Here is a 22,877-nt window from a genome sequence, read left to right on the forward strand (position 1 = left end):
AACTCCGGCAGTTGTGAGGAAACGGTCCGGCAATAAGGAGAATCCGATGCGCCTGAAACTTTTCGCGATCGCTGCGTTCGCAGTCGCGCTGGCCCGACCTGCCGCCGGACAGGCCTATGATCCGAACTATCCGGTCTGTTTGCATCTCTATAACGGGCCGATGGCCGGAGACCACATCGATTGCAGCTACACCTCGATCCCGCAATGTCAGGCGACCGCATCGGGTCTCTCGGCGATGTGCATCGTCAACCCCTTCTTCGCTCCTCCGCCGCCACCCCCGGAGCGTCCGGTGCGCCGTGGACGCCATCCCGTTCAGTGAGGCGGGCCTGCGAAGCTCGTCCCGTCAAACCGGCACACGCAAGGCGTCGTAGGTGAACAACCAGTCATAGCGCTCGCGCACGCGGTCCGGCTGCCATTCGCGCGCGACATAGGCGTCGGCGCCTTCGGCGTCGGCGAGCGCCGGATTGTGGAAGCGCCGGGCATTCTCGGCCGACTTCGTCACGATCGTATTGGTCCGTGCCAGCCGCGCGGCCTGATAGCGCTCCAACGCCTCTTCGGGCGGAGAGCTTTCAAGGCAGCGCGCCAGCACCATGCCGTCCTCGATCGCCATGTTGGCGCCCTGCGCCAGGAACGGCAGCGTCGGATGCGCGGCGTCGCCGAGCACGCAGGCGCGCCCGACGACGAAGCGATCGAGCGGGTCGCGGCCCAGCAGCGCCCATTTATAGGGAATGTCGAGGCTATCGATGATGGTGTGGATCTCCGGATTCCATCCGGCGAAGGCGCCGCTGCACGCTTCTCGCGTGCCGCGTTCGGTCCACGACTCGACCGACCAGCTCTCGCCCTCGAAGATGCCGACGAAATTCAAGAGTTCGCCGCGGCGAACCGGATAGGTGATGACGTGGCCGCCGGGGCCGACCCAGTTGGTGCCGACGTCGCGCCTGAGACTGGCCGGTAGCCGTTCCATCGGCACCAGGCCGCGCCAGGCCGCGACGCCCGCGAAGAACGGCTTCGTGTCGCCGCCGATCTGCCGGCGAATTTCAGAATGCACGCCGTCGGCACCGACCACGATGTCGCCGCGGTGTCGCTCGCCATTGGCCAGCCGAAGCCAGATGCCATCGGCGTCCTGATCGAAGCCGGCGCAACGGCTGTCGAGATGGAGCCGCCCGGGGGCGCGCGCATTGAACGCGTCGACCAGCACGCGATGAAAGTCGCCGCGATACACCATCCAGTAGGGCGCGCCATAGATCGCGCGCGACGAGGCGCCGAGGTCGAACAGCTTCCAGGTCCGCCCGGTGCTGAACAGCCTGATCTCCTTGCCCGCAGGCTCGCAGGCAATCTCCTGCATCTGTTGCTCGAGGCCGAGCGCGATAAGAACGCGTGTGCCGTTGGCGCTGAGTTGGACACCGGCGCCGAGCTCGCGCAGCTCGGACGCCTGTTCGAATATCTCGACCTCGATGCCCCGTTGCAGCAGCGACAACGCCGCGACGAGGCCGCCGATCCCGGCGCCGGCAATCAGGACTCTTGGCTTGCGCTGTGAACTCACGCGATGTGTCCGCTGCTATCTGCGTGTGACCAGGAAGTCGTCGGTGAACTCGCCGCGCGACACTTTCACCGGGATCTCCCCCTCGCTGCCGATCTCGACGATTTCTGAGCCGGACTTGTTATTGTCTGATGTCAGCAGCTCGATGCGCGCGGCGATCCGTTCCGCCTGCCAATCCGTCAGCTTCCAGGCGAACCGGCCGCCGAGATCGTGCATGCCGAAGTCGTTGTCGGCGGGTGCCAGCACCAGCTCGTCGCGCGAGACGGCGCCGGGAATCCGCTCCGCCACGGTGATCGTTTGCGGGTTCTCGGCAAAGTGTCGCAACAGCTTGGCCAGGGCGGCGATATCAGCGGCTTCGCCGAGGAACAGGAACAGCGGATGGAAATCGCTCGGCATGTATTCAAATCGCAGCATGATCACGTGTCCGTTGGGCCGGAACTATTCGCTGAGCACCTTGATGACGTCCTGCGCATGGCACAGCTCGATGGTGCCGACGTCACCGGGCCGGGCAGGGCACTCCAGATAGCGCACCTGCAGCCACTGGCCGTCGTCCATGTTCTCCACCACCTCGGCCACGACGCCGGCTTCCAGCTTCAGCCGCGTGCCTACCTTGATCGCCATCACGTCAATCATCGCACCACACCTTGCTCAGAAGAACGTGGTGAGATTTTTGGCCAGCAGGATATTCTGTTCAAGCAATATCTCGCGCCGCGCGATCTTCCAGCCAGCGTCGGTCAGGCGCAGCGTGTCGTTGCGGCGGCCGACGAAGATGTAGGTCTCGTACTCGACGCGGTTCTGGTAGACGAGGAAGCGGCTGGTGACATCGAGCTCGCGCGCTGTGCCGATATCCGGGCGCGCGCCCCCGATTTGCACATTGCTGACCATGTGCGTGATCCGCGACAACGGCTCCTCTGCGAAATGCACGCCGGTCAGGATCTGCTCCACCCGCTTGGTCAATGTCCATTTGTCCTCGTCGAACCAGCTGATGCCTTCGCCGCGCTTGGTGTTCTCGCGTGCGGCCTGCTGGCCGAACTTCACATTGCGCCGGATCGGCATGAAATAGCTGACGTCCTCGGTGAGCAGCTCAAGCCAGTCGCGGAAGCGCCGGTCGTCGAGCAGGTCGGCCTCGTGGTAGTAGAAATCCTCGACATCGGCCTTCAGCCGGTAGTAAGCCGCCGATCGCTCGATCGTGGCGTTGGCTGCGCGCTCTTGCCTGTCCTGATCCTGAACGGTCGTTGTCATGGTCATCTCCTCATCAGGCGTCGCGGGGTTCTCAGGTTGCGGGCTTGGGCGGGATCGGTCCGCCCTGCTGGGCGAAGCAGCCGACATCGATCACGGTGCCGGACAGCGTTTCCGCTTCCGGCGACAACAGGAAGGCCACGACATTGGCGATGTCGTCGCCATCAGCGACGCGGCCGGCAGCGGTGCCGGGCGCGCTCCTGCCGAGGCGCGCCGCATCGCCGCCGACACGGCCGAGGCTCATGCCGCTGACGATGCCGCCGCCACCGGGGATCACGGTGTTGACGCGAATGCGCTGGTGGAAGAAGTCGTAGGCCATCGCCGCGCTGAGCGCGACAACACCGCCCTTGCTTGCGCTGTAGACCGCCATGTTCGGCTTGCCCCAGCCGGCGCCGGATCCGATGTTGACGATCGAGCCGCCGCCTTGCGCGATCATGTGCGGGATCGCGGCGCGGCTGGTCAGATACGGCCCCTTCAGGTTGACGGCGATGATGCGATCGAACAGCGCCTCGTCGGTGTCGAGCACGGTGCCGAGCGGGCCGATCGCTGCATTGTTGACGACCCCGTCGATGCTGTCGAATCGCGCCACGGCGTGCGCGACCACCCGCGCAACGTCGCTTGCTTTCGACACGTCGGCTTCCATCAGTTCGGCCGAGAGGCCTTCGCGCTCGAGCTCATCGCTCAGGGCCGGAATGGCATGCTGCGCGATGCTCGAGACCTGCGGCGCCTCGAGACCGAAGGCGACCACCGCATGACCGCGCCGCGCGAGACCGAGCGTGATCGCGCGGCCGATGCCGAAGGTGCCCCCGCTGACGAGGACCGTTTTTTGGGTTGCGCTCATTCCGCGGCCTGCCGTTTGCCTGCGGGCGATCCGAGCAATTCGTGCCAGTCGCCGCCCTGCATGTAGGTGGTCCAGCGGCGATAGAAGCCGCGTGCGATCTGCTCGGTGACTTGCTTGGAGACATCGCCGCCGAGCGGATGGTCGGTCACGTAGGCGCCCATCGACTGCTGATAGTTGAAGGGGTAGCGCCGCGCGACCGTGCCGGTGCTCGCCGCGGTCGCATAGAGCCAGTTCTCCATGTCGTCCTGCTCGGTCATGCCGGCGGGACCGGAGTAGCGCATGTAGTAGCGGCGCAGATATTCCTTGGCTTCCTTCGGCGCGTCCTTGTCGACCAGGAAGAAGCGCCAGCCTTCGGTCGAGGTCGGGCTGTGCGGATGCCAGGCACAAAGTCCGCGCGGCTGGCGGCCGTGATAGGAGGTGTTGGGGAAGATCGTGCCGACGAACGGCAGCAGCCGCGCGCCTTCGCCGAGCCGTCGCTTGCGTTCCTCGAAGCAGTGCCGGAAGTATTTTTCGAGGATCGGGTTGTCGAGAAACGACTCGGTATATTCGTTGGCCTCCGGCTGAATCGCGCTGTGCACGCCATGTCCTGCCGGAAAGCTGATCCAGACGTGCTCGGCCTTCTCCAGTTCGTCGTCGCGGCGGCCCTTCTTGCCGGCGGCAGCGCTCGGCCCGATGCCGATCAGGTCGACCGAACGGTGACTCGGGTTGTGATAGGTGTCACCAAGGAAGTTCTCGGCGGCGAATTTCCAGTTGGCCGGGAACACCCATTTGTGGACACCGATCACTTCGGAGCCGCCCTCGCGGCCGTCGCGGCAGTCGAGCGCCTGGTCGAGATGGATCTTGGCATCGCCGAGATAGGTGAGGAAGTCGGGCGCGTCCTTGTCCCAGGTCGCCCAGATAGAGCCCTTGTAATTGCAGAGCTTGGCGACCGAGACCAGCGAATTGGCTTCGCGGTCGAGCACGCCGTCATACAGCGTCCGGTGCAGCGGAACGCCCTGCAGCTTGCCGTCGGTGGTGTAGGTCCAGCTGTGATAGGGGCAGGTGAACAGCGAGGCGTTGCCCTGCTCGTAGCGGCACACCTTCATGCCGCGGTGCCGGCACGAGTTGAGGAAGACGTGGATCTCGCTTTTCTTGTCGCGGCAGAGAATGACGGATTCCTCGCCCATCCGCGAGGTGTAGAAATCGCCGGGATTGGGCACCAGGCTTTCGTGACCGACCAAGAGCCAGGCGCGGGTGAAGACCTTGTCGAGCTCCTGGCGGTAGATGTCGGCATCCACGAAGATCTCGCGGCTGATGAAACCACCCTTGACGTCAACAAGCTGATCCAAATCGTTGCGAAGCGGCATCGGCTCCTCCTTGTTTCGTATGCGCGACCGTGCGTCGCGGCGAATGATGGGGCTTCCTATTTGTCGAGCTTGCAGCCGCCCGTTCCCTCGGGGCGGAACGCCTGGTCGCCGGGGATGACTGCGATCTTCTGGTAGTAGTTCCAGGGATATTTGCTCTCTTCCGGCTTCTTCACGCGGTAGAGCGAGAGGTCATAGACGACGCGGCCGTCTTTCCGGATGTGCGCGGGGCGGCCGAAGAAATCGACCGGCAACTTGCGCATTTCGGCATTGACGGCCTTCGCCTCGTCGCTGCCGCCGGCCTCGATCGCTTTCAGATAATGGCGCACGGCGGCGTAGGTCGCGGCCTGCAATTTGGTCGGCTCGCGCTTCTCGATCTCGATGAAGCGCTTGGCGAAGGCGCGGGTGCCGTCGTCGTCATCCCAATAATATTGGGACGCGATGTGCATGCCCTGCGCGTCGCGCAGGCCGATCGAATGAACATCGGAGATGAAGGTCAGCATGCCGACGATGGTCTGGCCGCCCTGTTGCAGGCCGAATTCGTGGGTCTGCTTCACCGCGTTGATCGTGTCGGCACCGGTGCCGGCCAGCGCCACCACCTTCGCGCCGGAGTTTTGGGCGGCCAGCAGGAAGGACGAGAAGTCGGTGGTGTTGAAGGGATAACGCACCGCGCCAATGACCTTACCTCCGGCATCGGTCACCGCGCGCGAGGCGTCCTTCACCATCGCCGTGCCGAACGAATAGTCGACCGCGACAAAGAACCATTCCTTGCCGACGCGGCGGCTCAGCTCACCGACCAGGCCGGCCGACAGTGCGTAGGTGTCGTCTGCCCAATGCGTGATGACGGGCGAGCATTTGTCGCCGGTAAGGTCTGACGTCGCCGCGCCCGAGACCAGCGCGGTCCGGTTGCTCTGTGTCGCGAGCCCGGCGACGGCAAGACCCACTGAGCTCACCGCAAGGTCGGTCACCGCGTCGACATGGTCGACGTCAAACCATTGCCGCGCGATCCCGACCGCGACGTCGGGCTTGTTCTGGTGGTCGGCCGAGATGATCTCGATCGGCTTGCCCAGCACCTTGTTGTGAAAATCTTCGGCGGCGAGCTTGGCGGCGGTCACCGAGCCCGGCCCGCCGAGATCGCGGCCGCTGCCGTAATCGCCGAGGACCGCAATCCGCACCACGCCGTCCGAAATGCCCGAGCCCTCGGGCGCAGCGTGCACCAGCTGCGTCGAGAGCATCACCGCGGCGATCGTGGCGGCGGCCCATCTGCGCGAGGCGTCTGTCTGAAGCAAATCCAATCCTCCCGTCGCTTTTATATGTCCATTTGGTGGACATTATTCTCATAATATGAGATGGTATCCGGGCGGGCCGATTGGTCAAGCGCGCTGGATGCAGCGCGCCCTGCCGAATTTGCGGATGTGGACGGATGGCGAAGAAGCCGAAGGCGGAAACTCAGGACGCCGAGCAGGGGGCGTCTGGCGTGCGGGCGGTCGATCGCGCGATCGCGATCCTGCAATGCTTCACGCCGGATCAGCCGGCGATGAGCGTGATCGAGATTCAGAAGCGGGTCGGGCTGAGCCGGCCGACGCTCTATCGTCTGCTGCAGACACTGGCGCAGCGCGACCTGATCCAGGCCGAAGGCGACCCGCAGCGCTTTCGGTTGTCGCACGGCGTGATGAAGCTGGCCCATGTCTGGCTGAAGGGACTGGAAATCGTCGCGGTCGCGCGCCCGATCGTCGAAGGCCTGCGCGAGGCGACCGGCGAGACTGCCGCATTGTTCCGCGAGCAGGACGATCGCGGCATCTGCATCCTCGAATGCGAGAGCCGTCATGTGCTTTCGATCAGCCGCGGCGTCGGCCACAGCCTGAGCCTGACCCAGGGATCGTCCTGCAAGGCGATGTTGGCGTTCATGGATCCGGCGCGACAGGCCGCACTTATCTCAGCCACCGTACCGAGTACCGAGCGGGCGCGGATCGAGGAAGCCCTGACCTTTGCACGGCACAACGGCTATGCGACCAGTCACAGCGAGATCTTCGCCGGCGCGGCCGCGGTCTCCGCGCCGTGTTTCGATCATCGCGGCAATGTCGTCGGTTCGGTTGGTCTGTACGGGCCGACCGCGCGCATCGATGAGCAGAAGCTGTTGGAATATTCCGGGCTGGTGCGCGAGGCGGGCCGGCAAATTTCAGTCTTGCTGGGATTTCAGGGCACCGAGCCGGCCGTTGCGGGACCCGTGTGAACTGACGGGTACGGGCGATGCCCGGATGGCGCGGGCGAAGCTCCGTTGGGAACCCGGACGACCGAAGGCGGGTCCGGTGCGGGAACCCGGCGCGGCTGTCGGGGCGCCTGCCGCAATCCCGGGGCGGTGGGCGACGCATCAGGCAGACATTAAGGAATCTTCACGATAATGCGGCTTCTTTCACATTCGGCAGTGTTCGGTAAGATCGACACATGCCCCGAATTCGGTCACAACTAACGCGATAGCAACGCATTTATTGCCGAATTCGTTTCGATAGGACGCAGGCAACCTCGTCAAGACCGGCTTGGTCGACGGCAATCAGTTCGCGTCAAGATTTACGAAGGCTTCCATGACTGCAAGTTGGGTCAATTCGCTTGTCGACAGTGGCATCAAGTCCGACATGCTCAACTTTGCGGCGGACGGCGATTTCACCGACGCCGAAGCCATTCAGTTGCTGGCGGATGTCGCCAATCGCGGCAGTGTCACTGCGAATGAGTTGAACTCGCTGCAGGTGATTGCGGCCAATCTGAATAGCGGTCTCTCCACATCGAGCTACGTCTTCCATCTTTTCGTCCAGCTCGTCGACGGCAATCCGGCGAATGCCACCTGGACGGGGGGCAGCACGACATCGGGCGCGCTCGGCAATCTGCAAGTTGGCACGACATCAACGCAGATGTCCGAACTGATCGGAAAGTGGTTCCAGGGGACCGATCTTCCGGATCCGACTTTGCCGCCCGATGCGGCCTCGAGTGGCTGGACATTGCAGGGCTACAGCGCGGTTGTCGGACCGTTGTACTCTTCGGCGGGTGCGGCCACCGTCAACGATGTCTGTCAGGGAGCAAGCGGCGATTGCGAGCTGATGTCGGGCTTGATCGACCTCGTCGTCTTTCATCCCCAGGTCATGAGTTCCATGATCGTGGACAATGGAAACGGTACCTATGGCGTACGCTTCTATGTCAATGGTCAGGAGACATGGGAGACCGTCAACGACGAGTTTCCGGTCGTCAGTGGAACCGAACTTGATTACGGTCACAACTACAATGAGCAGCCCACCGCAATGTGGGTTGCCTTGGTGGAAAAGGCCTACGCCCAACTCAGTTCGACGGGACAGATCGGGCACCCGGCCGTCAATAGCTACAACAACATCTCCGCCGATCCCCCGACGAATGTCTTCGAGAACCTGACCGATGCGACGAGCGTCAACTATTATCTGAGCACCGCGTCCTATTGGTACAGTGACAAGTCGATCTACACCGCTGCGCTCGCCGCCGGCGACGATGTCATCCTCGAGATCCCTTCGACGTCTCCGTACACCTACGACAGTGCGGGAAATATCCAGCTGGTTCCGGACCATGCCTTCGCAGTCATCGGATATGACAGCGCGACGGGCACCTTCATCGTTCGCAATCCCTGGGGAAACAGTTATCCCGGCCAGAACTGGGACGTGCAGTTCGAGGTTTCGCTCACGCAGATCGCCAATGAGCAAGGCGACTTCGTCATCGATAATTCCGCCGTCGTCGACGTCGCGCCGAATGTGATCGTGTCCAACGTCACCGGCCGGGCGCAGACTTCGATCAGCGCATCGTCGATGTTCTACGTGACGAGCGGTGGCCTGCCCGTGACCGAGTATGCGCTCTGGGACACCGGCGGCAATGGCCATTTCACCGTGAACGGGGTGGCGCAGGCGGCCGGGGTCGAGATCGACGTCGCCGCTTCGCAATGGTCCAAAATTAGCTATCAGTTCGGTGCCGCGAGCGATCAGCTGTGGGTGCGCGCGTATAACGGCGTATTCTGGAGCGCCTGGGCCTCGTTTACCGCGACTCCGGAAGGGCCCACGGTGACGGTCTCGAATGTAACGGCGTCGCATGGCCAGAGCTTTGCGGTGTCGTCGCTGTTTGCCTACAACGATCCGTTCGGCATGGCCGCCGCCCAATACGATGTCTGGGACGCCGGCACCGGTGGCGGGCACTTCGTTCTGAACGGGGTGGCGCTGCCCGCCAATCAGCACAACTACGTCACGGCCGCCCAGTTGTCGTCGCTGAGCTATCAATCCGGCTCCGGCGTCGACACACTCTGGATCCGCGCCAACGACGGCACGGCTTGGGGACAATGGTCGAACGCGTTCACCGTCAACGCTCCGGTCGACACCGGTCCTGTCGAGGTCGTCTCGAACATCATCGCGTCTCACGGGCAGAGCTATTCGGTCACGTCCCTGTTCACCTACGGCGATCCGTTCGGTAGCGCTGCGACCGAATATGACGTTTGGGACAGCGGCACCGTTGGCGGGTCCTTCGTCCTGAACGGGGTGGCGCTGCCGGCCAAGCAGGATAATTACGTCACGGCGGCCCAACTGACCTCGCTCAGCTATCAATCGGGCTCGGGCATCGACACGCTTTGGATCCGCGCCAATGACGGCACCGTTTGGGGGGCATGGTCGAGCAGCTTCACGGTCAACGCTCCCGTCGACACCGGTCCCGTTGAAGCCGTCTCGAACATCATTGCGCCTCATGGCCAGAGCTATGCGGCCTCGTCCCTGTTCACCTACAGCGATCCGTTCAACAGCGCTGCGACCCAATACGACGTCTGGGACAGCGGCACCGCTGGCGGGCACTTCGTTCTGAACGGGGTGGCGCTTCCGGCCAATCAGGATAATTACATCATTGCGGCTCAACTGGCGTCGCTGAGCTATCAATCGGGCTCCGGCATCGACACGCTTTGGGTCCGCGCGAATGACGGCACGGTTTGGGGCGCGTGGTCGAACAGCTTCACGGTCAACGCCCCGATCGACACCGGTCCCGTTGAAACCGTCTCGAACATCATTGCGTCTCACGGCCAGAGCTATGCGGCCTCGTCCCTGTTCACCTACGGCGATCCGTTTGGTAGCGCTGCGACCCAGTATGATGTCTGGGATACGGGCGCCGGCGGCGGGCACTTCGTTCTGAACGGGGTGGCGCTTTCGCCCAACCAGCACAATTACGTTACGGCGGCCCAGTTGTCGTCGCTGAGCTATCAATCGGGCTCGGGCGTCGACACATTGTGGGTCCGCGCGAACGACGGCACCGTCTGGGGATCATGGTCAAGCGCTTTCACCGTGAACGCACCGATCGACACCGGCCCGGTCGTGAGTCCGACCAATTCAAGCACGCTGTCCGTTCAAGGCCAGACGTTCGCGGTGTCCTCACTCTTCACCTATGCGGATCCGTTCGGCAGTTCCGCGACATCGTATGATGTCTGGAACACCGGAAGCGGGAACGGCTACTTCACGCTGAACGGCACGACGCTCGGAGCAAATCAGGATAACATCGTCGCGGCCTCGCAGCTCTCGCAGCTTGCGTATCATGTCGGCTCGGGCACAGACACGCTCTGGATAAAGGCCAATGACGGGACCGTGTGGGGCGCCTGGTCCAGTGCCTTCACGGTCAGCGATCCCTCGATCATTCCAGCCGGACAGACCCTGGAGCTTGCGTCAGCAAGCTCAGCTCAAATCTCCTTTGCGTCAGGCTCCGGCACGCTGAAGCTTGATGATCCCGCCGGTTTCTCCGGCACCGTCGCCGGCATGGCGGGAGCCGACGCGATCGATTTCGCCAACATCAATTTTGCGGCTGGGCAAACCGTCGCCTTTGCCGGCAACACGTCGGGTGGATCGCTGACGATCTCGGACGGCGTCCACGCCGCCAGCATCGCTTTGCTCGGAAACTACATGGCATCCACCTTCGTCGCCGCGAGCGATGGACACAACGGCACGACGATCACGGTGCATCCCGATCAGGTCGCCACGCTCGCCCCGCCGCAACATGCCTGAGCGCGGTTGCTCCAACGCGCGGCAGCCCGCCTACACCGGTGTGCCCATCGCATAGGGCTTCAGCACCGCATAGAGGAAATCGTGCGTCGGCGTCGGGATGCCGAGCTTGCGGCCGAGCTCGACCACCTTGCCGCTCAACCAGGGCAGTTCGAGCCGGTTGCCGCGCTCCAGATCGAGCGCCATCGAGGCCTTCATTGCCGGCGGCGCGTGCCCGATGAAATCGAGCACCTTCGCGAGCGGGTCCGGCGGCAGCTTGATGCCGCTGGCGTGGGCGATGGCGATGATCTCCTCGCAGGCCGACACGAAGAACGGACGCAGGTCGGGATCGTCGCGCAGTCTGCCGATCGGCTGGCGCGTGACCGCGGTCATGCCGGCATTGGTGGCGAGGCCGACGAACTTCATCCAGAGCTCGGTGTTGATCTGTTCGCTCAGCGTCGCATCGAACCCGGCCTTCAGGCAGAGCTCGAGCAGCGCCTTGCCGCGCGGTGTGATGCGGCCGTCGAGCTCGCCGAAGATCATGCGCATGAAGGTGCCGACCTGGTTGATCTCGCCGGGCTTGACGATCGAGGCAGAAATCTGCGCCACGCCGCCCATCACGGCGTTGCGGCCCAGGATCGGGATCAGCCGGTCCGGTGCGTCGATGCCGTTCTGCAGCGGGATCACGGCGGTGTCGGGCCCGACCATCGGCTTGATGTGCGCCCCGGCGCTTTCGACGTCCCACAGCTTGACGCAGAACAGCACGATATCGACCAGGCCGACGCTTGCGGGATCGTCGGTCGCCTGGGTCGGGACCAGATGGGTTTCGCCGCGGCCGCCCTGAACCTTCAGCCCCTCGCTGCGCATGGCCGCCAGATGGGCGCCGCGCGCGACAAAGGTAACGTCGGCTCCGGCATGTGCGAGCGCCGCACCAAAGCCGCCCCCGACGCCTCCAGCGCCCACCACTGCGATCCGCATGATTGTCTCCCTGTCTACCGCGTCGGCCCGCAGCCTCGGCGATGTCATCGCAATGCGCAACCCGATTTGCCTGAAAACCACGCGACCGCGGCCTTGCGTACCTACGCCATCATCCTGCGTTGAACTTGCCGGCCCGAACCGCTAAGCCATTTCCGAAAGTTCGGGAGGGATGGGTGGCGATGACGAAGCCGACGGCGGTCGCGCTTGATGGTGCGACGGTGGCCTTTCGGTTGGCGGACGGACGCGTCTATACCGCGGTCGAGCAGGCCAATCTTTCGGTTGAGCACGGCGAGTTCGTCGCCATTGTCGGCCCGACCGGATGCGGAAAGTCGACGCTGCTCAATGTTACCGCCGGGCTGCTCAAACCCGCCGCAGGGACGGCGCGGATCTTCGACCGGCCGCTGAGCGGCCTCAATCGCGACGCCGGCTACCTGTTCCAGGCCGATGCGCTGTTCCCGTGGAAGACCGCGATCGACAATGTCGCGATCGGGCTCGAGATCAGAGGGACGCCGCGCGCAGAGGCGTTGGCGCGCGCCGGGAGGTGGCTGACCTCGGTCGGGCTCGGCGCGTTCGCGGGCCGCTATCCGCACATGCTGTCGGGCGGCCAGCGCAAGCGCGTCGCCCTTGCGCAGGTCCTTATCCGCGACCCGAAGATCCTCTTGATGGACGAGCCGTTCGGCCCGCTCGACGCCCAGACGCGGCAGATCATGGGCAATCTGCTGCTGGAATTGTGGACCGCCGACCGCAAGGCGGTGCTGTTCGTCACCCACGATCTCGAGGAAGCGATCGCACTGGCCGACCGCGTCGTGATCATGTCCGCCGGTCCTTCCGCGCGCATCATCGGAGACTGGCGCATCACGCTGCCGCGGCCGCGCGACATCGCCGAGATCAGGATGGAGAAGGATTTCCATGCGCTGCACCGAGAGATCTGGGGCGTGCTGAAGGATGAGGTGATGAAGGGATATGTCCAGTCGACGCAGGTGGGAGCCGCCTGATGTCGCGCGTCACGTTGCTGGCTTTGCAGGTTTTGGTCGCCGTCGTCACGCTTGTGTTGTGGCAAGTCCTTTCCACCGTGCCGGTGTTCGGCAAGGTGCTGCTGCCGCCGTTCTTCTTCTCCAATCCGGTCGACGTCTTCAGCCAGATCGTCAAATGGTTCTCGACCGGGGTGATCTGGAAGCATCTTGCGATCACGCTGTGGGAATCGATCCTCGCCTTCGTGATCGGCTCGGCCGGCGGCATTCTGGTCGGCTTCTGGTTCGCGCGGCAGCCGCGCGTCGCCGCGGTGTTCGATCCCTATGTAAAGATGGTCAACGCACTGCCACGCGTGGTGTTGGCGCCGATCTTCGCGCTGTGGTTCGGGCTCGGCGTCTGGTCCAAGGTCGCGCTCGGCGTGACCCTGGTGTTCTTCATCGTGTTCTTCAACGTCTATCAGGGCGTCAAGGAAGTGCCGACCACCGTGCTCGACAATGGCCGCATGCTCGGCATGAACGAGCGACAACTGATGCGCCATGTCTACTGGCCCTCGGCGCTGTCCTGGATGTTCTCCTCGCTCCACACCTCGGTCGGCTTTGCTGTGGTCGGCGCGGTGGTCGGCGAATATCTCGGCTCGGCTGCCGGCCTTGGCTATCTGATCCAGCAGGCCGAAGGCGTGTTCGACGTCGCCGGCGTGTTCGCCGGCATGTTCGTGCTGTCGGTCTTCGTCATCCTGATCGACATGGGTGTGACCGCGGTGGAGAAGCGGCTTTTGGTCTGGCGGCCGACGGCGGCGGCGCGGGATTAGCCCGCTGCCGGCGTTGCCTCCATCAGCCCGCGGATCTTCTCCGTCACCTCGGGGTCTACAGGATTGTAGACGATCATGCTGAGGTCGGGCCGGCCGTCGACTGCGAACGCCGAATATTCGAATTTCACCGGGCCAAGGATCGGGTGCCGGAGCTGCTTGATGCCCTCGCCATGGGTGCGCACGTCGTTGTCACGCCAGAGCGCCGCAAATTCCGGGCTCAGCCGGCAGAGCTCGTCGACGAACGGTTGCACCTCGGCGGCAGCTCCTGCGCGTGCTGCGTCGACCCTGAAGGCGCCGACCACGAAGCGCGCCACGCTTGCCCAATCGTGTTGCGCGGCGCGGACGCGCGGATCGAGGAACATGAAACGCAGCACGTTGCGTTCGCGCGGCGGCAGCGATCCGTAGTCCGTCAGCATCACGGTCGCCGCCCGGTTCCAGGCGACGACGTCCCATATCGCGGTCCTGATGATGGCCGGGTGCGGCTCCAGCACGTCGAGCACGCGTTGCAGCCGCGGCGTCACGCCTTCGCTTCTCTGGTAGCGCACCTCGGGCGTGCGGCCGAGGCCGAGCAGGAACAGATGCTCGCGCTCGACATCGGTCAGCATCAACGCGCGCGCGATGCGGTCGAGCACATCGGCCGACGGCGCGCCGCCGCGACCCTGTTCGAGCCAGGTGTACCAGGTCGCTGAGATGTTGGCGCGCTGAGCCACTTCCTCGCGGCGCAACCCCGGCGTGCGGCGGCGCTCGGGCGGAAAGCCGAACGTAGCGGGATCGAGCTTGCTGCGGCGATCCTTCAGGTAAGCGCCGAGCAGGTTCTCATGCGCGAGCGGTTCGCTCATCCTGTTAGCCATTATACCATGATAAGGTCACTACTTTACCACGATAGCGCAGCGACCCAGATTTGTCTCCAGCAAAACCTGGAGACTTGCTGATGCGTGTGTTTGTCACTGGAGCCACCGGCTGGGTCGGCTCTGCCGTTACCGACGATCTGATTGCCGCCGGCCATCAGGTGCTCGGCATGACCCGTTCCGACAAGGGCGCCGAAGCGCTCGCCGCTGCCGGCGCGGAGGTACATTACGGGACACTGGAAGATCTCGACAGCCTGCGCAGCGGCGCCGCGCAGGCGGACGCGGTGATTCACTGCGCCTTCAACCATGACTTTTCGAAGTTCGCGCAGAACTCCGAGGATGACCGGCGCGCCATCGAGACGCTCGGTGCCGTCCTCGAAGGATCGAACCGGCAGCTGATCACCACGTCGGGCGTTGCGCGGGTGGCACAGGGCCGCGTTGCGACCGAAGAGGATCCGCCGATTCCCATCTCCGAGGCTTATCCGCGTGCGTCCGAGGCGACGACGATGGCGGTCGCATCGCGCGGCGTGCGCGCGGCGGTGGTGCGGCTGCCACCCTCGGTGCATGGTCACGGCGATCACGGCTTCGTGCCGCGCCTCATCGCCATCGCGCGGGAGAAGGGCGTCTCCGCTTATGTCGGCGAAGGGCTCAATCGCTGGCCGGGCGTGCATCGCCTCGATGCGGCGCGGCTCTATCGTCTCGCGCTCGAACGCGGCGTCGAAGGCGGCCCCTTCCATGCCATCGCCGACGAGGGCGTGCCGTTCAGGGCGATCGCCGACGTGATCGCGCGCCGCCTGAACATTCCCTTGGTCTCGAAGTCGCCGGAGGAAGCGGTCGCGCATTTCGGCTTCCTGGGCAGGTTTGCCGGCGCCGATGTGCCGGCTTCGAGTGCGCGAACACGGTCGCGGCTCGACTGGCAGCCGCAACAGCCCGGGCTGATCGCCGACATCGATCACCCCGCTTATTTCGCGCAGTGATGGTGGAGACGAGACCATGACAAACGCAATGTCGCTCGAGGGCAAGCGCGTGATCGCAATCGGGGGATCGTCGGGGATCGGCTTCGCCGTCGCCGCGCTCGCGCGGGAACGGGGCGCGGAGGTGGTGATTGCCTCCAGCAACCCCGCGAATGTCGATGCGGCGATCGCGCGGCTGCCGGGATCGTCGGGCCGTACCGTCGATCTGCGCGACGAAGCCGGCGTGTCGCGCTTCTTCGATCAGGTCGGCAGCTTCGATCACCTGGCGATCACGGCGGGCGATCAGGGCCTCCCGGCGTTCGGTGCGACGCGTGATCTCGATCTCGCTGCCGCGCGCGAGGCTCTCACGCTCCGCTTCTGGGGCTCGCTCGCGGCTGTCAAGCACGGCAGCCGCGTGATCGCTTCGAACGGATCGATTACGCTGACCGGCGGTCTGCTGGCGCATCGCCCGCAAAAGGTGATGCCGTTCGTGACCGCGGCGGCGGGAGCAATGGAGAGCCTGGCCCGCGGCCTTGCCGTCGATCTGGCGCCGGTCCGCGTCAATGCCGTGTGCCCGGGGCTCATTCTCACCGAGCGCGTCAGGCAGATGCCGGAGGAGAGGGTGCGCGGCTACGTGGCAGGCTTGCCGTTGCCGCGGGCCGCATCGCCGGATGAGGCGGCCACTGCCTACGTCTACCTGATGCTGAACGGCTACGTGACCGGGCAGACGCTTGCGGTGGATGGCGGTGGTCTGTTGGTGTGAGATCGGCAGCGTGAAATGTAGGGCGGGTTACGGCTGCGCCTAACCCGCCCTACGCAGGGAAGCATCCGGCTCAGAGCGGGAAGCACCGCATATAGGCTGCGAACAGTTTCTCATCGCTCACGCTCACCAGTTCCGCGGCAATCGCGTCGGCAAGCTCGAGGTCGCGGTTCTGGATGCGCAGCCATGCCTCAGTATCGGCGGTGATGTTCAGGGTTGCCTCTCCGACGTGACGCCCCGGCACCACCTGGAGGTCCTTGCCCTTGATCGTCACTGTCATATCCAGCGCGCTTGCTCCGGTGAAGCGCAGATGAGTCACGAGGTCGAGGCCGCGCGCCCTGCCGCGCTGGAATCCGAGCGAAAGCGAGAAGATGTAGGACTGGACGCTGCCGGTATGGCGGCCGGACGTGACCTGCTGGACCTTCTTGTGCGGGAAGCGCCGCGTCACCGTATCCTCGGCGTCGGTATCCGGGATTACGTAGACGAACTCATCCTTGTCGATCAGCGGCTTCACCACGTCGGCGAAATGGCCGTCGCGGTCTTCCAGAAAAGGCCCGATCACGTCTTCGCCGGCCGGGCAGGCCGAGATGCAATAGGCCGCCTTGTAGCCCGGCTTGAACGAAAGCGATTGCCAGATATTCAGCGTCTCGGTGCGGGGAACGCGGGCGCGATAATCCTTTGCATCCTTCGAATCCGCGACCTTCTCGACCCACTGCGTGAAGTTGCCGAGAAAGTCGTGATAATTGTGGGTGTGGCAGGACAGGAAATCGAAGCCGCCGTCCGGCTTGATGGCGCCGACCGGGCAGGCGGCGACGCACAATTTGCACTCCAGGCAGGGATTGTAGTCGATCGGCTGGTCGTGGGCGTCGACCTCGCAGCCGAGCAGGACGGTGCCGAGCAGCACGAAACTGCCGAATTTCGGGTGAATGACGCTGCGATGGATTCCCATCCGGCCGAGGCCTGCTTCCACCGCGATCGGCTTGTGCTGCACCATCATGATCCTGGGCAGGTCCATCTCCATCGGGAAAGCGGCGACTGAATTGCAGGCCGGGATGCCGCGCTCGTCGAGCGCACGAACGATGGCGCGTGCGGTTTCGTTGACGTGATCATAGGTGCCGTGGAATTCCTCGTTGGCGACCGAGCGCGAAGGCGAGCGCACCGGCTCGCGGTTCATGTGACAGACGATCGCGAGCAGGGATCGGGTCCGGCCATAGACCTTCCGGATGAAGTCCCGCTGCGGCGCGATGGCGGCACGCTCGAACTCGATGATGCCGACGTCGTCGGCTCCGCAGTTCCGCGCGATCTCCTTGATCAGCTCCGATGAAACCGGGACATTGTGGAGCGCCTGGCTGCTGCGTGCCCGCACAGCCCTGACCGTGGGGTGATCGTCCAGGCTCATGGGTTCGCTTTCTATAAATGATGGTCATCATATTATGGGACGGGCAAGTATGAGGCAAGTTAATTATCTGTTGATCGTCATGTAACGGAACTGGCGTCATGCGGGGTTTGCAAATGCCCGGATGACGCTCATGCACGACCCAACGAAGTCAGCACCGTCATCCTGAGGTGCGAGCGGAGCGAGCCTCGAAGGATGCACGGCCCAAGCTGTGGCCGATTCATCCTTCGAGGCTCGCCCAGCCGCGCAAGAGCGCCGCTGGGCGAGCACCTCAGGATGACGGGCATAGGTTTGTTTTAAGTGACTGCCCTCAATCCAGCAGCTTGGTATCGTCAGGCGCCTGCGGCGGCGTCTTGATCGCGATTGCCTTGAAGGCGCGGCCGTTCGGCTTGGTGCCGCCATGCGGCGTACCCTTCGGGATCACGATCAGATCGCCCGGCTTCACCGTCACTTCCTTGTCGCCGAGCCAGACCGTACCGGTGCCCTCCAGGATGAACTGCATCTCGTTGGTGTTGGGATGCATGTGCTTCGGCACGTTGCCGTCCTGGATCGAGACGGTGGCGCCGTCGGCGGAGACGAACGTCTTGGAGCGGAAGCCTGTCTTGTTGGCGTCGCCGAGCTTGTCGCCCTCCATCTCGCCGGTGTGGATCACCTGCGCCGTGATGCTCTCCGCCGCGAGCGCCGGCCGCAGCAAATGGGTGACGCCACAGCCGGCGGCGAAGGCAGCGGCAATCGACAGCGTGGTTGCAACACGATTCATGAAGACCTCCCTTGATGTTTCCCTTGAAGTATTCTTGGTGCTTCTCGGCGCTTTCGGTGTATCGGCGATGCTATGCCGCCGCCGCAGGCTTGACCAGCACGCGGAAAGTCACCTTCTCAAGCCGTGCCGGCTCCTCTATCTTGCCCGCCAATCGAACGGAGGACGTCATGAACAAACTGCTTGGCAAGCTTGCCGGAACGCTGCTGGCGCTGACCCTGTCCACGGGCCTTGCCGCGGCGCAAAGCAAGATCACCATCGCGGTCGGGGGCGGCGCCTGCCTGTGCTATCTGCCCACCGTGCTGGCCAAGCAGCTCGGCGAATATGACAAGGCCGGGCTTGCGGTCGAGCTGGTCGACCTCAAGGGCGGTTCGGATGCGCTGAAGGCCGTGCTCGGCGGCAGCGCCGACGTCGTCTCCGGTTATTTCGACCACTGCGTCAATATCGCCGCCAAGAAGCAGGAGATGCAGGCCTTCGTGGTCTATGACCGCTATCCCGGCCTCGTGCTGGTGGTGTCGCCGAAGCACACCGGCGAGATCAACTCGGTCAAGGATCTGGCCGGCAAGAAGGTCGGCGTGAGCGCGCCCGGCTCCTCGACCGATTTCTTCCTGAAATATCTCTTGAAGAAGAACGGCCTCGATCCGACCGGTACCGCCGTGATCGGCGTCGGCCTCGGCGCCACCGCGGTGGCCGCGATGGAGCAGGGCCAGATCGATGCCGCCGTGATGCTCGATCCCTCCGTCACCGTGCTGCAAGGCAGCCACGCCGACCTCAAGATTCTCAGCGATACCCGCACCCAGCGCGACACGCTCGCGGTGTTCGGGGGCGAATATCCGGGCGGCGCGCTCTATTCGACCGCGGCCTGGGTCAACGGCCACGAGAAGGAGGTGCAGGCGCTGACCAATGCGATCATGGCCACGCTGGCCTGGATCCATTCGCATTCCGCCGAAGACATCATGGCCAGGATGCCGGAGGAACTCGTCGGCAAGAACAAGGAGCAATATCTGGCGGCGCTGAAGAACACGATCCCGATGTACTCGGAAACCGGCAAGATGGACCCCAAGGGTGCCGAGGCCGTGCTCGCGGTGTTCAGCGAAGGCTCGCCTGAGGTGGCGAAGGCCGGCATCGACGTCACCAAGACCTACACCAACAAGTTCGTCGATCAGGTCAAGAAGACGACCGGAAGCGCGAAGTAGGCATGATCCGCAAAAGTGTGAAGCGGTTTTGCGAAGCGATCATGCCCAAATGAGCGGTACCGACATGCAGTCTCCGCTCATTTGTCGCGTCACCGCACTCGACCTCGCATTGCAGCGGCGTCCCTGGCCGTTCGCCGACGAGCGGCGCGCCGAGATCGATGCGCATTTCGCCGAACAGCAGCGGCTGAATCCGAACCTCTGGAACGGCCGCGTCCTGCTCGGGCGCGATCCGGTGTTCGCCGGCGAGCGGCTCAGCGCGAGCTATTTCGAGACCGATTTCGCGAGCTTCCTGGCCTGGCGCGACTGGGGTTTCCCGGACAAGGAAATCTTCAACGGCTTCGGCATGGGCGCGCTGCTCGCCAGCGACGGCACCTTCGTGTGTGGGGTGATGGGCGAGCAGACGGCCAATGCCGGACGTATCTATTTCCCCTCCGGCACGCCCGATCTCGACGACATCAGAGGCGAGACGGTCGATATCGCCGGCAGCGTGATGCGCGAGCTCGAGGAGGAGACCGGGTTGTTGCCGTCGGATTGCCGCGGCGACGCCGACTGGCACTGCATCTACACCGGGCCTGCGCTCGCGATGATGCAGATCCTGCGCGTCGACATGCCCGGTGACGCGCTGCGTGCGCGCATCGAGGCCAACCTCGCACGCCAGGAAAATCCCGAGCTTGCCGGCATCCATCTGGTGCGCAGCCGCGCCGATCTCACTGCTGCCATGCCGCGCTTCGTCACCGCGTTCATCGAAACGCAGCTGCCGGCGTAGCGCTGAGGCTCGCTCGGGGGGCGCTCGTGGCTAGCACCGTCCGTCATTGACGGTTTCCGACCCGGCGCAACGGCTGATCATTCGGCCACCTCAACGATCATCTCGACCTCCACGGCGTTGTTGAATGGAAGTCCCGCCATCCCGACGGCAGATCGCGCGTGCTTGCCGGCTGCGGCGCCGAACACCTCCACCATCAAGTCGGAGAATCCGTTTACGACTTTCGGTTGGTCACCAAAGCCGTCGGCCGAATTGACCATCCCGAAGACCTTGACCACGCGCTTCACGCGATCGAGGCTCCCAAGTGCGACGCGCACTTTCGCCAACATGATCAGGCCGACCTGACGGGCCGTGTCGTAGCCCTCCTGCACGGTGAGATCCTTACCCACCTTGCCCTTGTACTTCCAGTCGGCAGCCGGCGTGTTTCCCGCAAGGAAGAGCAGATTGCCGACCCGGACAGCATCGACGTAATTGGCGACCGGAACAGGCACCGGCGGCAGCGTAATGTTCAACTCCTTCAGTTTGGTCTCGGCGGAGGGTGAATTCTGCGCCACGGCACCCGACGACGCGGCAATCCACGCTCCCAGTCCAAGCACGCAAGCACCGAACCACGAGATGAGTCTCGTTCTGCAAAGCATGTGAGTCATGTGTCGCCTCCAATGACAGCTACTTCGCAGCTCTCAGGATAAGGCAGAAACGGCGTTCCTTCTTTCCGTAATTCTCCGGGCTGCAGGAGATCGGACCGCATTTCGTGTGGCCTCGTTGAGGGCAAAGTGGATGCGGCTTTGTGCGTACACATCCTGGCGCCGCGCGTCCGATCCGCCGAAACTTTGCGCAAGCCGGCGCCGTGGCGACGCAGCCATCGCGCTTGACATCATCGGTCGCTCCCTCTGTGATAGGGTGGCACGAAAACAAAAATGCAGTGCACAATCTCTGGGGAGGGATGCATGCCGGTCAGGAGGGTTGCCCGCTGGCTCGCGGGTCTGTCGGTCGCGCTAGCGGCGCTCGGCGTGGCCGCTGCCGCGCAGGCGCAGGACAAGAAGATCAAGATCGGCGTGATCTTCGATTTGACCGGCCCGCTGGCCGGCGGCGGCTCCGAGCTGCAATATACCGGCGTCAAGATCATGCTCGACCATTACGCCAGGACCGGCGTCGAGGGGTACAAGGTCGAGGCCGTCTATGCCGACGCGCAGAGCAAGCCCGACATCGCCATCAACGAGGCCGTCCGCCTGCTCGAGCAGGAAAAGGTCGACATGGTGATGGGCTTCTTCTCCTCGGCGCAGTGCGTGCCGGTGGCGGCCCGGGTCGACCAGATGAAGAAGTTCATGTGGATCACGACCTGCATCTCCTCTGGGGTGTTCGACGGCAAGAACTACAAATACGTGTTCCGGCCGCAGGCCGCCGGCAATCAGTACGGCATGATGACGACTGACTTCATCGCGCAATATTCGCTGTCCAAGTTCGGCAAGGAGCCGAAGGACCTGCGGGTCGCCATCATCCATGAGGACGGTGCCTATGGCGTCGACGTCGCCAAGGGCAACGAGGCCGGTGCGAAGAAGGCCGGCTTCAACGTCGTGCTCAAGGAGGGCTATTCGGCGACCGCGCCGGATTTGTCGGCGCTGGTCACCAAGCTGAAGCGCGCCAAGCCCGACGTGATCTTCCATACCGGCTACAATCCGGACATTACCCTGCTGTTCCGCCAGGCGCGCGAGCAGGGGCTGAAGTTCGGCGCCATCGTCGGCCACGGCGCGGGCTACGGCGTCTACGAGAAGCTGAAGGAAGGCCTCGGCGCGGACGCCAACTATCTCTTCAACACCGACCCGATCTCGATCTGGCTCGCCAACCAGAATGGTATGGATCCGAAGCTCCCGCCGGTCATCAAGATGGTCGGCGAGGAGTTTGACCGGCTGAAGCCCGGCGTGCCGATCCGCTCCGCCCATGTCGGCATCGGCGCGGCCAATGCCTATGTGTTCCTCGACGACGTGCTGCCGCGCGCGATCAAGAAGTATGGCGGGGTCGATCCGGATGCGTTGCGCAAGGCCGCGCTCGACACCGACATTCCCGAGGGCGGCACCATGCTCGGCTACGGCGTGAAGTTCTACGGCGAGGGCGAGCAATACGCCGGGCAAAACGCCCGCTCGTTCCCGGTGGTGCTGCAATATATCGACGACAAATCCTATGTGGTGTGGCCGAAGAGCCAGATGCAGCGCGAAACCGTGCTGCCGCTGCCCGCCGGCACCACCTACAGCTACAAATAGCGCGAGCAAGATGAGGTTAGGTCAAACAGCAGCCACAAACGAACTGCACTCCCTCTCCCGCTTGCGGGGGAGGTCGGAACGCATCGAAGATGCGGTCCGGGTGGGGGCTCTCTCCACGATACGATTCGTGGAGAGAGCCCCCAGCCCAACCCTCCCGTCTTGTACCAATGTGACGCTGCGGGAGATCGCCGCTGGTGAGTACACGGAGGTAGAA

Annotated in this window: 22 protein-coding genes; 10 read left to right on the plus strand and 12 right to left on the minus strand. The window is 64.0% G+C overall.

Features of this window, described 5'->3' with window-relative positions; genetic code table 11:
• Positions 1-46 precede the first annotated feature (46 nt).
• Positions 47-319, plus strand: coding sequence for a DUF3551 domain-containing protein (locus tag FNJ47_RS19325; protein WP_016844297.1), 273 nt, complete (start codon positions 47-49; stop codon positions 317-319).
• Positions 320-343: 24 nt separating this feature from the next.
• Here FNJ47_RS19325 and FNJ47_RS19330 read toward each other — a convergent pair whose 3' ends face one another.
• The 7 genes from FNJ47_RS19330 to FNJ47_RS19360 are packed head-to-tail and all read right to left on the minus strand — an operon-like array spanning position 344 to position 6,258.
• A complete protein-coding gene (locus FNJ47_RS19330) occupies positions 344-1,543 on the minus strand; it encodes an FAD-dependent monooxygenase (RefSeq protein WP_163155832.1) in 1,200 nt (399 codons plus the stop codon).
• A gap of 15 nt (positions 1,544-1,558) precedes the next feature.
• Positions 1,559-1,954, minus strand: coding sequence for a hypothetical protein (locus tag FNJ47_RS19335; protein WP_163155834.1), 396 nt, complete (start codon positions 1,952-1,954; stop codon positions 1,559-1,561).
• A 24-nt stretch (positions 1,955-1,978) separates the two neighbouring features.
• Positions 1,979-2,161, minus strand: a complete 183-nt coding sequence (locus tag FNJ47_RS19340; protein WP_163155836.1) for an SH3 domain-containing protein — start codon at positions 2,159-2,161, stop codon at positions 1,979-1,981.
• Positions 2,162-2,188: 27 nt separating this feature from the next.
• Entirely contained in the window at positions 2,189-2,782 is a 594-nt protein-coding gene (locus tag FNJ47_RS19345; protein ID WP_165445757.1) for a 3-phenylpropionate/cinnamic acid dioxygenase subunit beta, read from the minus strand.
• Between the two features lie 31 nt (positions 2,783-2,813).
• Positions 2,814-3,620, minus strand: a complete 807-nt coding sequence (locus FNJ47_RS19350; RefSeq protein ID WP_163155838.1) for an SDR family NAD(P)-dependent oxidoreductase — start codon at positions 3,618-3,620, stop codon at positions 2,814-2,816.
• Positions 3,617-4,966, minus strand: coding sequence for an aromatic ring-hydroxylating oxygenase subunit alpha (locus FNJ47_RS19355; RefSeq protein ID WP_163155840.1), 1,350 nt, complete (start codon positions 4,964-4,966; stop codon positions 3,617-3,619). Before FNJ47_RS19355 ends, FNJ47_RS19350 begins: the two co-directional genes overlap by 4 nt.
• A gap of 56 nt (positions 4,967-5,022) precedes the next feature.
• Complete coding sequence (locus tag FNJ47_RS19360) at positions 5,023-6,258, minus strand: ABC transporter substrate-binding protein (protein ID WP_163155842.1); 1,236 nt, start codon at positions 6,256-6,258, stop codon at positions 5,023-5,025.
• A gap of 128 nt (positions 6,259-6,386) precedes the next feature.
• On the opposite strand from FNJ47_RS19360, the gene FNJ47_RS19365 reads away from it, so the two are divergent.
• On the plus strand, positions 6,387-7,196 hold the full coding sequence (locus FNJ47_RS19365; protein WP_163155844.1) for an IclR family transcriptional regulator: 810 nt from the start codon (positions 6,387-6,389) through the stop codon (positions 7,194-7,196).
• Positions 7,197-7,545: 349 nt separating this feature from the next.
• Positions 7,546-10,998 carry a C2 family cysteine protease gene (locus tag FNJ47_RS19370; RefSeq protein WP_163155846.1) on the plus strand — a complete coding sequence of 1,151 codons (3,453 nt, stop codon included), beginning with the start codon at positions 7,546-7,548 and terminating at the stop codon, positions 10,996-10,998.
• Between the two features lie 30 nt (positions 10,999-11,028).
• On the opposite strand, the gene FNJ47_RS19375 is transcribed toward FNJ47_RS19370, so the two are convergent.
• On the minus strand, positions 11,029-11,952 hold the full coding sequence (locus FNJ47_RS19375) for a ketopantoate reductase family protein (protein WP_235999980.1): 924 nt from the start codon (positions 11,950-11,952) through the stop codon (positions 11,029-11,031).
• Positions 11,953-12,131: 179 nt separating this feature from the next.
• Here FNJ47_RS19375 and FNJ47_RS19380 point away from each other — a divergent pair, with 179 nt between their 5' ends.
• Complete coding sequence (locus FNJ47_RS19380) at positions 12,132-12,947, plus strand: ABC transporter ATP-binding protein (protein ID WP_163155848.1); 816 nt, start codon at positions 12,132-12,134, stop codon at positions 12,945-12,947.
• Entirely contained in the window at positions 12,947-13,732 is a 786-nt protein-coding gene (locus tag FNJ47_RS19385) for an ABC transporter permease (RefSeq protein ID WP_163155850.1), read from the plus strand. Before FNJ47_RS19380 ends, FNJ47_RS19385 begins: the two co-directional genes overlap by 1 nt.
• Here the strand turns inward: FNJ47_RS19385 and FNJ47_RS19390 are convergent.
• Entirely contained in the window at positions 13,729-14,571 is an 843-nt protein-coding gene (locus FNJ47_RS19390; protein ID WP_163155852.1) for a helix-turn-helix transcriptional regulator, read from the minus strand. The genes FNJ47_RS19385 and FNJ47_RS19390 overlap by 4 nt on opposite strands.
• Positions 14,572-14,663: 92 nt before the next feature.
• Here FNJ47_RS19390 and FNJ47_RS19395 point away from each other — a divergent pair, with 92 nt between their 5' ends.
• The gene (locus tag FNJ47_RS19395) at positions 14,664-15,557 is read left to right on the plus strand and encodes an SDR family oxidoreductase (protein WP_163155854.1); all 894 of its coding nucleotides are present in this window, start codon (positions 14,664-14,666) and stop codon (positions 15,555-15,557) included.
• A gap of 16 nt (positions 15,558-15,573) precedes the next feature.
• Positions 15,574-16,296 (plus strand): SDR family oxidoreductase, encoded by a 723-nt coding sequence (locus tag FNJ47_RS19400; RefSeq protein ID WP_206685329.1) that lies wholly within the window; start codon positions 15,574-15,576, stop codon positions 16,294-16,296.
• 70 nt (positions 16,297-16,366) lie between these two features.
• Here the strand turns inward: FNJ47_RS19400 and FNJ47_RS19405 are convergent, their stop codons facing one another.
• Both FNJ47_RS19405 and FNJ47_RS19410 read right to left on the minus strand, forming a co-directional pair.
• Entirely contained in the window at positions 16,367-17,692 is a 1,326-nt protein-coding gene (locus tag FNJ47_RS19405; protein WP_163155856.1) for a 4Fe-4S binding protein, read from the minus strand.
• Positions 17,693-17,999: 307 nt separating this feature from the next.
• A complete protein-coding gene (locus FNJ47_RS19410) occupies positions 18,000-18,449 on the minus strand; it encodes a cupin domain-containing protein (RefSeq protein WP_163155858.1) in 450 nt (149 codons plus the stop codon).
• 167 nt (positions 18,450-18,616) lie between these two features.
• On the opposite strand from FNJ47_RS19410, the gene FNJ47_RS19415 reads away from it, so the two are divergent.
• Complete coding sequence (locus FNJ47_RS19415; RefSeq protein ID WP_163155860.1) at positions 18,617-19,642, plus strand: ABC transporter substrate-binding protein; 1,026 nt, start codon at positions 18,617-18,619, stop codon at positions 19,640-19,642.
• 64 nt (positions 19,643-19,706) lie between these two features.
• The gene (locus tag FNJ47_RS19420) at positions 19,707-20,408 is read left to right on the plus strand and encodes an NUDIX hydrolase (protein WP_163155874.1); all 702 of its coding nucleotides are present in this window, start codon (positions 19,707-19,709) and stop codon (positions 20,406-20,408) included.
• A 77-nt stretch (positions 20,409-20,485) separates the two neighbouring features.
• Here the strand turns inward: FNJ47_RS19420 and FNJ47_RS19425 are convergent, their stop codons facing one another.
• Positions 20,486-20,917 carry a RidA family protein gene (locus FNJ47_RS19425; protein ID WP_235999981.1) on the minus strand — a complete coding sequence of 144 codons (432 nt, stop codon included), beginning with the start codon at positions 20,915-20,917 and terminating at the stop codon, positions 20,486-20,488.
• 435 nt (positions 20,918-21,352) lie between these two features.
• Between FNJ47_RS19425 and FNJ47_RS19430 the strand changes: the two genes are divergently transcribed.
• A complete protein-coding gene (locus FNJ47_RS19430) occupies positions 21,353-22,663 on the plus strand; it encodes an ABC transporter substrate-binding protein (protein ID WP_163155862.1) in 1,311 nt (436 codons plus the stop codon).
• Positions 22,664-22,877: the final 214 nt, after the last annotated feature.

The sequence above is a fragment of the Bradyrhizobium uaiense genome, from assembly GCF_010811875.1.
GTDB classification, from domain to species: Bacteria; Pseudomonadota; Alphaproteobacteria; order Rhizobiales; family Xanthobacteraceae; genus Bradyrhizobium; species Bradyrhizobium uaiense.

Coding starts and splice junctions, on each gene's coding strand:
- FNJ47_RS19375 (WP_235999980.1), bottom strand. CDS start 11,952: ATGCGGATCGCAGTGGTGGGCGCTGGAGGCGTCGGGGGCGGCTTTGGT.
- FNJ47_RS19325 (WP_016844297.1), top strand. CDS start 47: ATGCGCCTGAAACTTTTCGCGATCGCTGCGTTCGCAGTCGCGCTGGCC.
- FNJ47_RS19370 (WP_163155846.1), top strand. CDS start 7,546: ATGACTGCAAGTTGGGTCAATTCGCTTGTCGACAGTGGCATCAAGTCC.
- FNJ47_RS19345 (WP_165445757.1), bottom strand. CDS start 2,782: ATGACAACGACCGTTCAGGATCAGGACAGGCAAGAGCGCGCAGCCAAC.
- FNJ47_RS19380 (WP_163155848.1), top strand. CDS start 12,132: ATGACGAAGCCGACGGCGGTCGCGCTTGATGGTGCGACGGTGGCCTTT.
- FNJ47_RS19365 (WP_163155844.1), top strand. CDS start 6,387: ATGGCGAAGAAGCCGAAGGCGGAAACTCAGGACGCCGAGCAGGGGGCG.
- FNJ47_RS19400 (WP_206685329.1), top strand. CDS start 15,574: ATGACAAACGCAATGTCGCTCGAGGGCAAGCGCGTGATCGCAATCGGG.
- FNJ47_RS19335 (WP_163155834.1), bottom strand. CDS start 1,954: ATGCTGCGATTTGAATACATGCCGAGCGATTTCCATCCGCTGTTCCTG.
- FNJ47_RS19395 (WP_163155854.1), top strand. CDS start 14,664: ATGCGTGTGTTTGTCACTGGAGCCACCGGCTGGGTCGGCTCTGCCGTT.
- FNJ47_RS19420 (WP_163155874.1), top strand. CDS start 19,707: ATGCAGTCTCCGCTCATTTGTCGCGTCACCGCACTCGACCTCGCATTG.
- FNJ47_RS19350 (WP_163155838.1), bottom strand. CDS start 3,620: ATGAGCGCAACCCAAAAAACGGTCCTCGTCAGCGGGGGCACCTTCGGC.
- FNJ47_RS19340 (WP_163155836.1), bottom strand. CDS start 2,161: ATGGCGATCAAGGTAGGCACGCGGCTGAAGCTGGAAGCCGGCGTCGTG.
- FNJ47_RS19405 (WP_163155856.1), bottom strand. CDS start 17,692: ATGAGCCTGGACGATCACCCCACGGTCAGGGCTGTGCGGGCACGCAGC.
- FNJ47_RS19355 (WP_163155840.1), bottom strand. CDS start 4,966: ATGCCGCTTCGCAACGATTTGGATCAGCTTGTTGACGTCAAGGGTGGT.
- FNJ47_RS19390 (WP_163155852.1), bottom strand. CDS start 14,571: ATGAGCGAACCGCTCGCGCATGAGAACCTGCTCGGCGCTTACCTGAAG.
- FNJ47_RS19410 (WP_163155858.1), bottom strand. CDS start 18,449: ATGAATCGTGTTGCAACCACGCTGTCGATTGCCGCTGCCTTCGCCGCC.
- FNJ47_RS19430 (WP_163155862.1), top strand. CDS start 21,353: ATGCCGGTCAGGAGGGTTGCCCGCTGGCTCGCGGGTCTGTCGGTCGCG.
- FNJ47_RS19385 (WP_163155850.1), top strand. CDS start 12,947: ATGTCGCGCGTCACGTTGCTGGCTTTGCAGGTTTTGGTCGCCGTCGTC.
- FNJ47_RS19415 (WP_163155860.1), top strand. CDS start 18,617: ATGAACAAACTGCTTGGCAAGCTTGCCGGAACGCTGCTGGCGCTGACC.